General features: G+C 63.6%; 16 protein-coding genes. 8 read left to right on the top strand and 8 right to left on the bottom strand.

The annotated features are described in order from the left end of the window. Positions 1-32 precede the first annotated feature (32 nt). Complete coding sequence (locus LQ232_RS02240; RefSeq protein WP_230178479.1) at positions 33-845, bottom strand: helix-turn-helix transcriptional regulator; 813 nt, start codon at positions 843-845, stop codon at positions 33-35. A gap of 109 nt (positions 846-954) precedes the next feature. Between LQ232_RS02240 and LQ232_RS02235 the strand changes: the two genes are divergently transcribed. From LQ232_RS02235 to LQ232_RS02220, 4 genes are all read left to right on the top strand, one after another. Further along, a complete protein-coding gene (locus tag LQ232_RS02235; RefSeq protein ID WP_230178476.1) occupies positions 955-1,725 on the top strand; it encodes a class I SAM-dependent methyltransferase in 771 nt (256 codons plus the stop codon). Between the two features lie 81 nt (positions 1,726-1,806). Then, the gene (locus tag LQ232_RS02230) at positions 1,807-2,694 is read left to right on the top strand and encodes an RNA polymerase sigma-70 factor (RefSeq protein ID WP_230178474.1); all 888 of its coding nucleotides are present in this window, start codon (positions 1,807-1,809) and stop codon (positions 2,692-2,694) included. Positions 2,695-2,789: 95 nt separating this feature from the next. After that, on the top strand, positions 2,790-3,245 hold the full coding sequence (locus LQ232_RS02225; RefSeq protein WP_230178472.1) for a carboxymuconolactone decarboxylase family protein: 456 nt from the start codon (positions 2,790-2,792) through the stop codon (positions 3,243-3,245). A 59-nt stretch (positions 3,246-3,304) separates the two neighbouring features. Beyond that, entirely contained in the window at positions 3,305-3,679 is a 375-nt protein-coding gene (locus tag LQ232_RS02220) for an HPF/RaiA family ribosome-associated protein (protein ID WP_230178464.1), read from the top strand. 9 nt (positions 3,680-3,688) lie between these two features. Here the strand turns inward: LQ232_RS02220 and LQ232_RS02215 are convergent, their stop codons facing one another. Together LQ232_RS02215 and LQ232_RS02210 are read right to left on the bottom strand one after the other, a co-directional pair. Then, a complete protein-coding gene (locus LQ232_RS02215) occupies positions 3,689-4,567 on the bottom strand; it encodes a pirin family protein (RefSeq protein WP_230178462.1) in 879 nt (292 codons plus the stop codon). A 44-nt stretch (positions 4,568-4,611) separates the two neighbouring features. After that, the gene (locus LQ232_RS02210; RefSeq protein WP_230178454.1) at positions 4,612-5,214 is read right to left on the bottom strand and encodes an FMN-dependent NADH-azoreductase; all 603 of its coding nucleotides are present in this window, start codon (positions 5,212-5,214) and stop codon (positions 4,612-4,614) included. A gap of 120 nt (positions 5,215-5,334) precedes the next feature. Here LQ232_RS02210 and LQ232_RS02205 point away from each other — a divergent pair, with 120 nt between their 5' ends. Next, positions 5,335-6,300 (top strand): LysR family transcriptional regulator, encoded by a 966-nt coding sequence (locus LQ232_RS02205; RefSeq protein WP_230178441.1) that lies wholly within the window; start codon positions 5,335-5,337, stop codon positions 6,298-6,300. Positions 6,301-6,313: 13 nt separating this feature from the next. On the opposite strand, the gene LQ232_RS02200 is transcribed toward LQ232_RS02205, so the two are convergent. The 3 genes from LQ232_RS02200 to LQ232_RS02190 form a co-directional block, all read right to left on the bottom strand. After that, positions 6,314-7,543, bottom strand: coding sequence for an SGNH/GDSL hydrolase family protein (locus LQ232_RS02200; RefSeq protein ID WP_230178439.1), 1,230 nt, complete (start codon positions 7,541-7,543; stop codon positions 6,314-6,316). 100 nt (positions 7,544-7,643) lie between these two features. Beyond that, positions 7,644-9,467, bottom strand: a complete 1,824-nt coding sequence (locus tag LQ232_RS02195) for a hybrid sensor histidine kinase/response regulator (RefSeq protein ID WP_230178437.1) — start codon at positions 9,465-9,467, stop codon at positions 7,644-7,646. Beyond that, on the bottom strand, positions 9,457-10,140 hold the full coding sequence (locus LQ232_RS02190) for a response regulator transcription factor (RefSeq protein ID WP_230178434.1): 684 nt from the start codon (positions 10,138-10,140) through the stop codon (positions 9,457-9,459). The genes LQ232_RS02195 and LQ232_RS02190 overlap by 11 nt, the downstream gene beginning before the upstream one ends. Before the next feature lie 109 nt (positions 10,141-10,249). Here LQ232_RS02190 and LQ232_RS02185 point away from each other — a divergent pair, with 109 nt between their 5' ends. Then, complete coding sequence (locus LQ232_RS02185) at positions 10,250-11,050, top strand: SPFH domain-containing protein (RefSeq protein WP_230178432.1); 801 nt, start codon at positions 10,250-10,252, stop codon at positions 11,048-11,050. On the opposite strand, the gene LQ232_RS23565 is transcribed toward LQ232_RS02185, so the two are convergent. Next, positions 11,017-11,280 carry a hypothetical protein gene (locus LQ232_RS23565; protein ID WP_305878357.1) on the bottom strand — a complete coding sequence of 88 codons (264 nt, stop codon included), beginning with the start codon at positions 11,278-11,280 and terminating at the stop codon, positions 11,017-11,019. The two genes, LQ232_RS02185 and LQ232_RS23565, sit on opposite strands and share 34 nt — an antisense overlap. 115 nt (positions 11,281-11,395) lie before the next feature. Here LQ232_RS23565 and LQ232_RS02175 point away from each other — a divergent pair, with 115 nt between their 5' ends. After that, a complete protein-coding gene (locus LQ232_RS02175; RefSeq protein ID WP_230178431.1) occupies positions 11,396-12,532 on the top strand; it encodes a sensor histidine kinase in 1,137 nt (378 codons plus the stop codon). Between the two features lie 14 nt (positions 12,533-12,546). Here LQ232_RS02175 and LQ232_RS02170 read toward each other — a convergent pair whose 3' ends face one another. Continuing rightward, entirely contained in the window at positions 12,547-13,011 is a 465-nt protein-coding gene (locus tag LQ232_RS02170; protein WP_230178428.1) for a ribonuclease HI family protein, read from the bottom strand. Positions 13,012-13,055: 44 nt separating this feature from the next. Between LQ232_RS02170 and LQ232_RS02165 the strand changes: the two genes are divergently transcribed. After that, positions 13,056-13,619 carry a pseudouridine synthase gene (locus LQ232_RS02165; protein ID WP_230178415.1) on the top strand — a complete coding sequence of 188 codons (564 nt, stop codon included), beginning with the start codon at positions 13,056-13,058 and terminating at the stop codon, positions 13,617-13,619. Positions 13,620-13,627: the final 8 nt, after the last annotated feature.

Below are 13,627 nucleotides of genomic sequence, written 5' to 3'. Positions count from 1 at the left end.
AATTATTAATGAATAATCATTAAATTACAAGCCTATGTGCCCTCATCGGGTACGAGCACGGTGAGCTTCAGATCGGGGTGCTGCGCCACGCGCAAGGTGAACTGCTCATACTCGCGCCGGCCTGAACGGGCATGTTCGAAAGCGCGCAATCCACCTTCGCGGCTCAGCACTTTTTGAGATTGCCAGGCCGCGTCAAAGGTGCGGCTGGCAGAGCGCAGCTCATCAACCAGAGCCTGGCGCACCGGGTCATCGCGCCAGGCCGCCGTGTCCGAGCGGTACTCGGCCACCAGCCGCTGCGCCCGCTCAGGCCAGTTGACGATGAAGCTGGGCGCCCGTGGGTTGAGAAACACGTAGCGCAGCAGATTGCGCGCCCCGGTCCCCTTGAGCCAATCGTCGAACAACAAAGCGGCCGGCCTGTTCCAGGCGATGGCATCCCAATGCCGGTCCAGGATGTAGGCTGGCGTGCGGATCACCTTGACCAGGTCAGCCAGTTGGTGCGGGGCCGAACCCGCCACGGCCGGGTGCTCGGGGTCGGCGCGCGCGGCCAGCTCGAACAGGTAGGCGCGCTCAGCATGCGACAAGTGCAGTCCGGTGGCGATGGCGCCCAAGGTCTCGGTGGACACGGCCTGCGTGCGACCTTGCTCGATCCAGGTGTACCAGGTGGGGCTGATGTGGCACAGCGTGGCCACCTCTTCGCGGCGCAGCCCTGGCGCGCGCCGCCTGAAGCCCGGCGGCAAGCCCACGTCTTGCGGGCGCAATTGATCGCGTTTGGCGCGCAAGAACTCGCCCAGTTGGTTCTGAGGCGCGGCGGCAATGACCGGTGCCGAAGGTGGACGCTTTCGCATGAGGTGGGCCTCAGCCTGTTGATTCTTGTAATAGGATAAACGCTGATCTTGTACCAGGATCATGGCACGACTAAGGTCTGGGCTTCAACCACCGAAAACGGAGTCCACGATGCGAACCCACCTTCAGACCAACCTTGAGCAATACGGCACCCAGGCCCAGGCCTACCTGGACAGCCCCGTCCATGCGCAAGGCCCGGACCTGGCCAAGGCGCAGGCCCTGGTTGCGCAGTCCGTCGCAGCAGGCGGCCAGGCGCTGGACGTGGGCTGTGGCGCCGGCCACCTCAGTTTCGCGCTGGCACCGCACGTGGCCCGCATCGTGGCGCTCGATCCATCGGGCCCCATGCTGGACACCGTCCGGCAGGCGGCCACCGCCAAAGGCTTTCACCACATCGAAACCGCGCAGTCCACCGCTGAAAACCTGCCTTTCGCGGATGCCAGCTTCGACCTGGTGTGCTCGCGCTACAGCGCCCACCACTGGACGAGGTTGGCAGCGGCCTTGAAGGCCATGCGGCGGGTGCTCAAACCCGGGGGACACCTTCTCCTCATCGATGTGCAAGGCGAGGAAGACGCGCTGGTCGACAGCCATCTGCAAGCCATCGAATTGCTCCGAGACCGCTCGCATGTGCGCAACCGCGCGGTGTCGCAATGGCACGCCTTGCTGGCTGACGCAGGCTTTGCCGACGCGGCCCATGAGAGCTGGCCGGTGCGTATTGATTTCTCGTCATGGGTGACCCGGATGCGAACGCCCAGCACGCGTGTGGCCATGATCCGCGAAGTGCAGATTGAGGCGCCGAAGGAGGTGCAAGAAGCGCTGGCCATCGAGACCGACGGTTCGTTCACGTTCACGACCGGTCTGTTCTGGGCGCAGGCAGGCGTTTGAGGCAACTCGCAGCCGGCTTGTCACAACTCGCCCGGCTGCCACGTCTTGTCTCACCACTGCACTATCCTTGCCTGAAGCACCATGAGTACCGACACGCCCGCCTCCGACCCCTTCACCGCCTTGCGGCCAAGGCTGTTCGCCATCGCATACCGCATGCTGGGCACACGGGCCGATGCCGAGGACGTGCTGCAAGATGCCTGGCTCCGTTGGCATCAGGTCGAGCAAGCGACGCTGCAGTCCGCGGAGGCCTGGCTGGTGACCGTGGTGACCCGCCTGGCCATTGACCGGCTGCGCTTGGCCAAAACCGAGCGCGAGGCTTATGTGGGCTGGTGGCTGCCCGAGCCGCTGGTGCAGTTGGCGGACCACCGCACCCCCGAGGCCGCGGCCGAGTTGGCGGGCGAGTTGTCCGTCGCCTTGATGTGGGTGCTCGAGCGCCTGTCGCCTGAAGAACGCGCAGCCTTCCTTTTGCGCCAGGTGTTCGACCACGATTACGCAGAAGTGGCCACACTGCTGGGCAAAAGCGAGGCCGCCTGCCGCCAGATCGTGCACCGCGCTTCTCAGCGCGTGCAAGAGGATCGGCCACGTTTCGAGGTGCCCAAGGATGCCCACCGCCGCGTGCTCGAAAAGTTCATGCTGGCGGCACGCAGCGGCGAACGCGAGGCCATGAAAGCCATGCTGGCCAGTGATGTCCAACTGATCAGCGATGGGGGCGGCAAGGTGCCCTCGTTTGGCCAGGTCCTTCGCGGCGGCGACCGCGTCACCAACCTGTACTGGGCCTTGTCCAAGCGCCTGTTGCCCGAGCAGATCGACTACCGCCCGGCCATGTTGAATGGCGAGCCCGGACTGCTGCGCTACATCGACGGGCAGTTGGAGTCGGCACAGGCCTTCGTCACCGATGGCGAGCAGATCGTGGCGATCTATGCCGTGCGCAATCCAGACAAGCTGGCGGGCATCTCAAGAAATATTTGAGCGCGGCTGTCACAAGCGCCCAGGCTGGGGCGTCTTGATGGGCATGGAAGGCCGCAAAGGGCGGCTTTCCGCATCCCAACCACAAGGATCCCGCCATGAGCACCCACACCGTGCGCCTGCCCTACATGAAGCTGGCCCCCAAGGCCTTCAAGGCCTTGTACGAACTCTCTACCGCCGTGCAGAAGGGCTCACTGGGCACCCGCCTGGTTGACCTGGTCTTCCTGCGTGTGTCGCAGATCAATGGCTGCGCTTATTGCATGGACATGCACTGGGCAGACCTGGTCAAGCAGGACGTGGACCCTCGCCACCTCAACTCAGTGGCGGGCTGGCGTGAAGCGCCGTTTTTCAATGAACGCGAGCGCGCCGCCCTGCGCTGGGCAGAGCTCATCACTGCCACGCCGCACAGCGATGCCAATGACGACGAATTTGCCCTGCTGAAGGCCCAGTTCTCGGATGGGGAGATTGCCGAACTGGGCTTTGCCATTGCCGCGATCAACGCCTGGAATCTGCTCAATGTCAGCTTTCGCAATCCTGTGCCAGACATGGCGTGAGCAACGATGCCCAACGCAGGGCTACACTGGGCCAAACAAGCTGAGGAAAGAAGGCACCCATGCAAGTCCTGCTGAACACCGATACCCACGTTGATGGCCGCCACGGCATGGCCGAGTTCCTCGAATCCGAGGTGAAAGAGGCCCTGAGCCGCTTCGGCGACCACGTGACCCGCGTTGAGGCCCATGTGGCCGACGCGGTCAGCCACGCCAAGGCCCACCCGGACGACATCCACTGCACCCTGGAAGCGCGCCTGATCGGGCTGGAGCCCGTGATCGTGAAGGACCATGCGGCCTCAGCCCACCAGGCCATTCAAGGCGCGGTGGGCAAGCTCAAGCGCGCCGTGGGCACGGCCGTTGAAAAGCACGCGCCACGGCGTGGCCCCGGCTTGTCAGACATCGCCACGTCCGACACGGCGGGCACCGACCCGGACTGAAGCCACGCGTCAAACGGCCAGGCGCCCCGCCTTGAAGTCTTCCACCGCCTGGAAGATTTCTTCGTTGCGGTTCATCACGAAGGGCCCGTACTGCGCGATAGGCTCCCTGAGCGGCTGGCCCGCGATCAGCAGGGCACGTGTGGCGGTCTTCGCCGTCACCACCACGCCATCGCGATCGGCCTCGTTTTTCAGGATGGCCATGCGTTGCGTCGGCACAGGCGTGTCGCCCACCTGCAACTCACCCCGGTACACGTAGATGAAGGCGTTGTGCGTGGCCGGCAAAGGCTGCGCGAAGCTGGCGCCTTCGGGCAGGTGCAGATCCAGGTACAGCGGCTGCGTGGCTTCGCGCTGCACGGCCCCGGCCACGCCATGGCTGGCACCCGCGATCACGCGCACTGTCACGCCTTCACCCGTGGTGAGTTGCGGGATGTCCTCGCTTTGAATGTCGCGGTACCAGGGCGCGCTCATCTTGTCCTTGGCGGGCAGGTTCAGCCACAGCTGGAAGCCTTCCATGCGGCCTTCGTCCTGCTCGGGCAACTCGGAGTGGATCACGCCGCGGCCAGCCGTCATCCACTGCACGCCACCGTTTTGCAGCAACCCTTCATGGCCCGCGCTGTCACGGTGGCGCATGCGGCCCGCAATCATGTAGGTGACCGTTTCAAAGCCGCGGTGCGGGTGATCTGGGAAGCCACCGATGTAGTCGTCGGGGTTGTCGGTGCCAAAGGCATCGAGCATCAAAAAGGGATCAAGCCGCCGCTGCAAGGGCTGCGTGAGCACGCGTGTCAGCTTGACGCCATCGCCATCGGACGTGGCCTGGCCGGCGATCAGGCGCTCCACATCGCGCGGATGTGAAACAGTGGACACGGTGTGGGTCAAAGTGGTGCTCATGCGATGCTCCTTGCTGGCGGTTGAACCATCTGTTGAATCATCCCTCAAGCAGGGATGACTTCCTCGATCTGGGCCTGGGCCGAGGCCAAAGCCTCTTGCTCGGCCTGCGGGCCCATGGCGATGCCTTCGGCGTACACGAACTGCACATCGGTCATGCCCAGGAAGGCCAACACGGTCTTCAGGTAAGGCACTTGGGTGTCAGCCGGCGTGTTGCGGTACAGGCCGCCACGGGTCAAGGCCACATAGACCTTCTTGCCGGTCAGCAGACCGACAGGGCCCTTCTCGGTGTAGGTGAAAGTGACCTTGGCCCGGGCGATGGCGTCGATCCAGTTCTTGAGCTGGGCGGGCACGCCAAAGTTGTACATGGGCACGCCCAGCACCAGCACGTCGGCGGCCTGGATCTCGGCGATCACGGCATCGTCGATGGCCACGCGGGCGGCTTGCTCAGGCGAGCGTTGCTCGGCGGGGGTGAACAGGGCCTGCAGGGCGGACTCGTCCAACTCGCCAAGGGGTGTGCGGCCCAGGTCCCGCACGGTGACCGAGGCGTCAAGCTGGCTGGCGCGGATGCGCTCGACGATGGTGGCAGCCAAGCGGCTGGAGTGCGAAGCGTCAGGGCGCGAACTGGAATTGATTTGCAGGATGTTCATGGTGAGTCCTTTGGGAAAAAGTTCGTTGAAGCGATGGACTCACTGTAATTATCCCCACAGCATTGCGGAAGATCTCGAATTGGATAACATTGTTCCACTAGTAGAACAATGGTGGCGCCGATGAACGTGGAACCGAACGACCTTTTGCTCTTCGCCCGGGTGGTGGACGAGCACAGCTTCAGCCGTGCGGCCGAGCGCCTGGGCCTGCCCAAATCCACCGTGTCGCGCCGCGTGTCAGCACTGGAAGCGCAGTTGGGCGAGCGCCTGCTGCTGCGCACCACCCGCCAACTCACGCTCACCGACTTTGGCCACAGCGTGCTGGAGCACGCCCACCAGATCGCCTCGGAGGCGGACGCCGCCGCCCTGTTGGCCCAGCACCGCCAGGTCCAGCCCAGCGGGCGGCTGCGCGTGTCGATGCCGGCGGATTTCGCCAGCAATGTGCTGGCCCCGATGCTGGCCACCTTTGTGCAGAAGTACCCCGCCATCTCGCTGGAGTTGGACCTCACGCCGCGCCGGGTCGACCTGATCGGCGAGAACTTCGACGTGGCCATCCGCATGGGCGACCTCACTGACGACAGCACACTCGCGGCCCGGCGCCTGGCCACCTTCACGGCGGGGCTGTATGCCTCGCCCAGCTACCTGGCGCGGCGCGGCCAGCCCTCGGAGCCGGAAGCCTTGATGGAGCACGATGGCCTGCGCCTGCTGGGCCGCAGCGGTGATGCGGTGCCCTGGGTGCTGCTGCGCGATCCAGCGCGCTGGGAGGGCATCCCGCCCGGCCGCGCCACCGCCAACTCGCCCGATGTGCTGATGCGCATGGCCCTGGCGGGCGCGGGCATCACGCTGGTCAGCGATTACTTCGCCGAGCCCCATGTGCGTGCCGGCACCTTGCTGCCAGTGCTGCCCGATTGGCGCCCACCATCGACCGACGCGTGGGCCGTTTTCCCTGGTCGGCGCCTGATGCCGGCCCGCACGCGCGTGCTCCTGGATGAAGTGCAATCCGTCTTGTCTGGACCTCAGTGCCAGGCTGAAGAACACCGGATCGAAGAAACCCTGCGTCTTGCGAAGCAGGGTGTGAGTCCTCCCTGAACCCCCCGGTGCCTCACTGCACCGGGTAGTTGGCCCTCACGAAAGGAATGACCTGGTTGGCGATGGTCTGGGCTGCCTTGGTCGTGGGGTGCAACAAGTCCCAGAACAGGTAGGTGTCGGCATTGGTGCAGCCTGGGCGAATGCCTTGCGTCTGCGCGTAGTTCATCGAGTTGTCGTCATTGATGTCCAGACACGACTGCGTGGTGTTGGTCACGCCATAAGCCGCCGGGTTGTTGAGCATGTCATCGACCAAGATGCGAATGTCGAACAAGCGGATGTTCACCGTCGGGTTCTGCGCCTTCAGCGTGGCCACCAAAGCGGCCACATCGGTGTTGAGCTGGTTCACGTTGGAGAACAACGCATCGCGCTCAGCCTGCGTCTTGAAGCCCATGGCGGCCGACATCTTGGGTGATTTGGACAGGTCCGGCACGTTCAGCACCAGGATGTGCTTGGCGCCAGAACTGATCAGGCTTTGCAAGGCCGATTGCTCATTCGCCACGATCGACTCGACCGTGCGGCCGTAGTTGATCAGGTCATTGGCGCCAATCAGCATGGTGAACAGCGTGTTCGCTGGCATGTAATTACGCGCCTCCACCATGTAATCGCGGTAAGACTGAACTTGTGAGACCACACCGGGGATCACGTAGTAGTCATCAGCGGCTGCGCCACCCACGGCCCAGTTGTAGTTGGGCACGCCCAGGTTGTCGGTGAGGTACTCGTTCCAGACCTTGCCATTGGTGAAGCGGCCAGACACATAGCTGTGCGGGCTGGGCACTTCCCAGTGGGTGGCGTTGTAGACGTTCTGGTTGTCCGAGACGCTGTCGCCAAACACCACCACCTTGCTGATCTTGGCCGGCTGCGTGACTGGGTCATGTGTCCAGATGGTGTAGTTCAGGCCCAAGGGTGTGTCGGCCGCGGCAATCATCAGCAAGGGCTGGCTCACGCCCATCAGCGTGAAGGTGTTCTGGCACACCGACTTCAGCGTGGCTTGCGAGGTGCTTGTGTAGAACATGTTCTTGATGCTCGTCACCCCATCCTTGAACCAGTTGCCGCTGATCTTGTAGACCGACAGGATCGACCCATTGCGGGCCCACACGTAGTTGGACTCGGGATCGGTGGTGGTGGGATTGGCCTTGTAGAAGCACTTCATCTGGGTCGTGGTGTTCACGCCCAGGGCCATGGCCTGGCCGGCGGCCAGCAGGGCCAGTGCGCCCAGCACTGGGCGCAGCGTTGATGTGTTCATGGGGTCGTCCTTGGTTGAATGGGGTTGGTGACGGCATTGTTCTGGGCCGCCCCCAAATCAACCACCCCGCGTTCAAGGCTGCCCGCTCGGGTTAGGCGCACTAACCCGAGCGGGTAGTGGCCAGGTGCAGCGCCTGCAGCAATTGCGCCTGGTCCAGTGGCTTGTGCAGCGCGCGGATGCCCTGTTCGGCGGCTCGGGCCTGGATCTGCGGATCGAGGTCGCCGGTCACCAGGATGGCGGGCAACTCGTCGCCCAGTTCATGGCGCAACTCGGCGATGGCATCGAAACCGTTGTACGAATGGCTCAGGCGGTAGTCGCAGATGACGGCACAGGGCCAAAGCTCCTGCTCGGCGGCTTGTCGCACCAGCGCCATCGCGCTCTCGCCACCGAGGGTGCGGTAGCCGCTGTGCTGGAGCACCGTCACCACGGCATCCAGCACAGTGGCCTGGTCTTCGATGACGAGCACGCAGTCATGCGCACCCAACGTCATGGCGACATCGCGGGGCAAGGCGGCGCCCAGGGGCAAGGATGGCTGGGTTTGCCCTGGCTCGAACGCGATGTCAAAGCAGGAGCCTTGGCCCAGCCTGGAGTGCAGCGCGACGCGGGTGCCTGTCAAGGTCACGAGCCTGCGCACCACGCCCAGACCCAGGCCCAGGCCATCCTGGGCACGCCGCGCGGTGTTCTGCACCTGGAAGTAATCGTTGAACACCTTGGACTGATCGGCCCGCGAGATGCCCATGCCTGTGTCCCACACCTGGCAATGGACCAGGCCCCCGCGGCGGCGGGCCCGCAAGCGCACCTCGCCATGCTGGGTGTAGCGCACCGCGTTCTCCAGCAGATTGCGCAACATGCGTTGGGCCAGCACAGCGTCGGTCCAGAGCCAGTCGTCGGTGGGGCGCACTGACCAGCGCAAGCCCTTTTCGCTGCAGGCCAGGGCGAACTCCTGGTCCAGCGAGTTGAACAGGTCGCGCACCGACACGTGCTGCGGCTGGCAGGCAACTTTCTGCGCTTCGATGCGGGCCACGTCGAACATGCGCTCGAACAAGTTCCGCATGGAAGTCAACGCACCACCGAGCTTGTCGGCCACCTCGATCTGGTAGATCGAGGTGAGCTGCTTGCGCAGATGATCGCTCAGCAATTGCAGGCTGTACAAAGGTTGGCGCAGGTCGTGGCTGGCGGCGGCAAAGAACTCGCTCTTTTCGCGGTTGGCCTGGTCGGCCTGGGCCTTGGCGCGTGTCACCTCGTCCACTTCTCTGGCCAAATCCTCGACCAACACGGCGTTGCGCTGGCGCGTTCGCGCGGCCTCGAACAAACGGCGCGAAATGGCACGGCCCGCCAACCAGCCGTTGATGCAAGCGGCCACCAGCAGGACCGCGATGTAGTGATCGGCCGCGCTGCCGTGCCACATCAAGGCCACCAGCAAACAAAGCACGACAGGCGCGGTGCCCACCATGGCCAAGCCGAAGTCTTCAATCGCATAGAACGTCAGACCATACGTGAACACCACCACGGTGATCAGCAAGGGCAGTTGCCACTCGGGCGTCAAGCCGCCGTACAGCAGTGCGCACAGCACGCCGCCGGACACCCCATGCACTGCGCGCCAGCCCAGCAGCAAGCTGCGCCAGCGTTGATAGTTGTCGGCATGCAGTTGAACCCGCCTGAAACGAAAGGCCAGCAGAGTCACCGCCGCGCACACCAGGATCATGCAAGCCCATGGCAAGAGCCACTGCGCTGTGAGCAGGTTCGACTTGCTGATCAACAGGCCCATCAGCAGCAGGCCCACGATCTGCATGGGCAGGGCCTTGGGGTGGTTGCGCCAGCCGTTGCCCACGATGTCGATCCAGATCGCGGCCTCTTGCTCGGGCAAGCCCCGCAGCGACAGGCACAGCAGCCTGCCGTCCTGGCGCAAAGGCTTAAGCGGCATGAGGACTTGGGTTCGCGCAGGCCAGGATCAAATGCACCCGGCTTCTGACCTTGTGGGCCCGCAACAAGGCGCTGACATGCAGCTTGACCGTCTCCGAGCTGATGCCCAGTTCGTGGGAAATGACCTGGTTGGAAAAGCCCTTGAGCAACAGGCGCAGCACTTCGCTTTGGCGCGGCGTCAAGCGCACCGAGGTGGCCGTGGCCACGGCCGGCTGGTCAACCACCGACAAGCGGCCCGTGACCTGCCAAAGCAACTCACGCGGGAAATAGATGCCTCCACTGGCCATGGCCGAGATGCCCTGCACGAACTGGTCGAGGTCACCGTGTTTGGGCACGAAAGCGGCGGCGCCGTGCTGCAGGCATTGCATGGCCAGGTTGTCGTCATCAGTGCCGGAGACCACGCCCACCACCACATTGGGCGCCACGGCTTTGACCCTTTGCAGCGTCTCCAGGCCACGGCTGTCGGGCAGGTGCAGATCCAGCAGCACTGTGTCGATGGAAGGCCCATGCTCGCCTTGCAAGGCCTGGATCGCCTGCTGCAGATTGCAGGCCTCGAACAGGCGGGCTTTGGGGCGCGTGTCATTGAACACCCGCACGATGCCCTCGCGGATCAGGGCGTGGTCATCGACGATGAGGTAGGCGTCGCCTCGGACGGTGGGGGTCTGCGTGCTCATGATGTCCCAATTTCCATGGGGCGAGTGTACGGTTCGCTGGCATGATGCGCGGCGAATCCATTGCTCATCCGCACCCCTCATTCGAGTAGACCCAGCCCAGGGAGGCCCCATGAATCATCGCTTCGGCACGCTCGCCATCGTCTCAGCCATCGCCTTGTTGAGCGGCTGCACCCGCATCGAAACCGGCGAGGTCGGCTTGCGCATCAACTTCGACAAGACCACCGACCCGGTCGAACGCCTGCCGGGCTCGTTCAACCAGACCTTGATCGGCAGCATCCTCACCTTCAAGATCCAGGACGTGGCCGTGGGCGTGGACAATCTGACGCCGCTGGCGTCCGACAACTCCACCGTCAAGGACTTCGACATGACCGTGGTCTACAACGTCAACCCCTCGGCGGTTTCCGAGCTGTGGACCACCAAGAACCGCACCTTCCACGGCCTGTCGGAACATGGCGACGACATCCTGCTGATGCAGAACTATGTCGCACTGACCGCCCGCAACGCGGCCTACAAGGTGGCGCGCGGCTACGAGTCGCTGAAGATGTCGGACAACCGGCCGCTGATCGAGCAGCAGATCCGCGAGAACATCATCAAGACATTGGCCGAAGAGAAGCTGGCCGACAAGATCACGGTCTCGCAAGTGCAGGTGCGCGCCATCCTGCCGGCCGATGTCATCGTCAACAGCGCCAATGAATTGGTCCGCGCGCAGAACGAGCTCAAGACCAAGGAAGTGGAAGTGCAGACGGCCAAGAAAGAAGCCGAGCGCATTGCGGCCCTGAACGCCAACGCTGGCGCGATCGGCTACATGAACGCGATGGCCAACCTGAAAATCGCCGAAGGCGTGGCCTCCGGCAAGGTTCAGACCATTGTGGTGCCCTACGACTTCAAGGGCATCGTCAACGCGAAGTGACCTGACGCGTCAATAACCCAGCGAGGCCAGAATGGGGTTGAAGCGGCCACGCCCTCGCTGTTGATCGAGCCACGGTGCACATAGGCCAGGGGCTTGCTTGGGTCAGCATCGGAATACACGGCCGTGGCATTGCCGGTGTGGACATCGCCCGTGCAGTAAGGCACGAACACGATGTTCCAGCCATGCGTGCGGTAAGGGGTGCCATTGCCGCACGAAGCGCCCGAGGCCACTGGCAGCTCGACGGTCTGCCAGGAAAAATAGCTGACCGCGGGTTTTTGCGGAAGGCAAGCCCGCTAAGCGGCCATGGGGAAAAGCGCCGACCCACTTTTGGCGTCAGAATGTCCCATGCGCCTATCAGAATTCATCACCAGCAACTTGGATCTGATCCTGGTGGACTGGGTGGCCTTTGCCCGCAATCAGGTGCCTGCAGCGGCTGACATGGATGAAACTGCCCTGCTGGATCATGGAAAACTGATCCTTCAAAAAATTGTCACGGACATGCGTCGGCCGGAAGGTGAAGATGAACGCCAAGCGAAATCCGAGGGCAACAGTCCCAACGCGTCCACTTCCAGCAGTGTTCCCTCACGCAGCCATGCTCGCCAGCGTGAGCGCCAGGGTTTCGATGTTGAGGAACTGGTCTCCGAGTACCGGGCGCTCCGCGCGACCGTCCTGCGTCTTTGGGGCGCAGCGTCCAACGATGTGCAAATCGATGACCTGGCCGATGTGATCCGTTTCAATGAGGCGGTGGATCAAGCTGTGGCCGAGTCCTTGACGGCTTTCGTGGCAGAAGTGACCAAAACGCGGGACCTCTTTTTGGGCGTGCTCGGGCACGATCTGCGCGGGCCTCTCAGCACCATAGGAAACTGCGCGAAAGTGGTGCAACGCACCCATCCGGACGATGCACGCTCAGCAGCGATGATTCTGCGCAGCGTCGCGCAGATGAAGGCCTTGTTGGATGACCTTGGGGAGTACGCACGGCACCGCCTGGGCGGCGAGCTTCCCATCGAGCGTGCGCCGCTCCGCCTTGATCAGTTTATCCAGGACACCTTGGACGAAATCAACGCGATCAACAAAGCCAGTGCGCTGGAGCTGGAGACACGGGGCAACATGCAGGGCGCATGGGACGCGCGCCGCCTGCACCAGGCCTTGTCAAACCTGGTCTTCAACGCGCTCAAGTATGGGCGTCCAGGAGCGCCGATCCAGATCGCCCTGAATGGTGAGCATCCCGATGAAGTGGTGCTCACCGTTAAAAACTCTGGCAGGCCCATTTCCCCTGATTTGCTGGCCAATATTTTTAACCCACTGGTGCGTGCTTCGAGCGACGGCGGCAATGAGCTGTCTCAGGTGGCCGGTGCCAACCTCGGGCTGGGCCTGTATGTGGTGCGGCAGATTGCCGTTGCGCACGGTGGCGCCATTGCGGTCACGTCCGACGACACAGCCACCTGTTTCGAACTTCGTTTGCCACGGACCGGGCACCCTTGATGAGATGCCCGCTTCTAACGGCGCTTGCGCTTTGAAGGCTTGGCAAGCGGCTTGGTTGGCAACCCCATGGCCGCGCGGGCCAAGGCATCAGCTTCCAAATTGCGGTGCCGGGGTACCCACAGCAGTTGGGCTTGCTCGAACGACGACAACAGCGCACGGGCCTCGTCAAACAGTGCAGCCAGCCGCGTGATGGGCTTGCTGCGGGCATCGGTGAGTTGCACCACCAGCACACTGTTGTCGCTGTAGGCGCAGAGCTTGTTCACCCCGCGCAGCTTCAACGCCTCCAGCGCCGCCATCAAGGCCCGCAGTTCCGCCTCGTTGTTGCAACCAATGGCGTGGGTCGCTTGCGAAAGGGTGTGATGCTGGCCACCAGGGTCTGTCATCACCACGCCCAGGCCCATGCGGCCGGGATTGGGCACCGCGCTACCATCGAAGTACACGGTCCAGTGATCAGGCGCGGGCAAAGCAAGGTCGGTCATGCCGGCACGCTATCAGAAAAGGGGATGACCGCTAGGATGTCGTCATGAATCCCGCTGCCGCTTCGCGCCTGATCCGTTTCAACAAGCCCTATGGCGTCCTCAGCCAGTTCACCGACGAGGGGCGCTGGCGCGGCCTGAAAGACTTCATCGATGTGCCCGGCGTGTACGTGGCTGGGCGGCTGGACGCCGACAGCGAAGGACTGCTCTTGCTCACCAATGACGGTCAGTTGCAGTCGCGCATCGCCGACCCTCGCTTCAAGATGGAGAAGACCTACTGGGTGCAGGTTGAAGGCGTGCCCGACGAGGCGGCCCTGGCGGCCCTTCGGCGAGGCGTGACCTTGAACGACGGCATCACCTTGCCCGCACGGGCCCGCCTGCTCGAAGAGCCGCTGGCCATCTGGGAGCGAGACCCGCCCATCCGCGTGCGGCAGGCCATCCCCACAACCTGGTTGGAACTGGTGATCCGAGAGGGCCGCAACCGCCAGGTGCGGCGCATGACGGCCGCCGTGGGCTTCCCCACGCTGCGCTTGATTCGCGCGGCCATCGGCCCTTACACACTGGAGGGGTTGCTGCCCGGAACCTGGCTGGACACCAACCCCATCAACTGATCAAACAG

It is taken from the genome of Aquabacterium sp. CECT 9606 (assembly GCF_918741295.1).
Classification (GTDB): Bacteria; Pseudomonadota; Gammaproteobacteria; order Burkholderiales; family Burkholderiaceae_C; genus Aquabacterium.
Note: the sequence above shows the minus strand (reverse complement) of the source record. Positions and strands in the feature narration are given on the sequence as shown.

Excerpts from the sequence above, each read along its gene's own strand:
- LQ232_RS02240 (WP_230178479.1), bottom strand. The coding sequence starts at position 845 with ATGCGAAAGCGTCCACCTTCGGCACCGGTCATTGCCGCCGCGCCTCAG.
- LQ232_RS02235 (WP_230178476.1), top strand. The coding sequence starts at position 955 with ATGCGAACCCACCTTCAGACCAACCTTGAGCAATACGGCACCCAGGCC.
- LQ232_RS02230 (WP_230178474.1), top strand. The coding sequence starts at position 1,807 with ATGAGTACCGACACGCCCGCCTCCGACCCCTTCACCGCCTTGCGGCCA.
- LQ232_RS02225 (WP_230178472.1), top strand. The coding sequence starts at position 2,790 with ATGAGCACCCACACCGTGCGCCTGCCCTACATGAAGCTGGCCCCCAAG.
- LQ232_RS02220 (WP_230178464.1), top strand. The coding sequence starts at position 3,305 with ATGCAAGTCCTGCTGAACACCGATACCCACGTTGATGGCCGCCACGGC.
- LQ232_RS02215 (WP_230178462.1), bottom strand. The coding sequence starts at position 4,567 with ATGAGCACCACTTTGACCCACACCGTGTCCACTGTTTCACATCCGCGC.
- LQ232_RS02210 (WP_230178454.1), bottom strand. The coding sequence starts at position 5,214 with ATGAACATCCTGCAAATCAATTCCAGTTCGCGCCCTGACGCTTCGCAC.
- LQ232_RS02205 (WP_230178441.1), top strand. The coding sequence starts at position 5,335 with ATGAACGTGGAACCGAACGACCTTTTGCTCTTCGCCCGGGTGGTGGAC.
- LQ232_RS02200 (WP_230178439.1), bottom strand. The coding sequence starts at position 7,543 with ATGAACACATCAACGCTGCGCCCAGTGCTGGGCGCACTGGCCCTGCTG.
- LQ232_RS02195 (WP_230178437.1), bottom strand. The coding sequence starts at position 9,467 with ATGCCGCTTAAGCCTTTGCGCCAGGACGGCAGGCTGCTGTGCCTGTCG.
- LQ232_RS02190 (WP_230178434.1), bottom strand. The coding sequence starts at position 10,140 with ATGAGCACGCAGACCCCCACCGTCCGAGGCGACGCCTACCTCATCGTC.
- LQ232_RS02185 (WP_230178432.1), top strand. The coding sequence starts at position 10,250 with ATGAATCATCGCTTCGGCACGCTCGCCATCGTCTCAGCCATCGCCTTG.
- LQ232_RS02175 (WP_230178431.1), top strand. The coding sequence starts at position 11,396 with ATGCGCCTATCAGAATTCATCACCAGCAACTTGGATCTGATCCTGGTG.
- LQ232_RS02170 (WP_230178428.1), bottom strand. The coding sequence starts at position 13,011 with ATGACCGACCTTGCTTTGCCCGCGCCTGATCACTGGACCGTGTACTTC.
- LQ232_RS02165 (WP_230178415.1), top strand. The coding sequence starts at position 13,056 with ATGAATCCCGCTGCCGCTTCGCGCCTGATCCGTTTCAACAAGCCCTAT.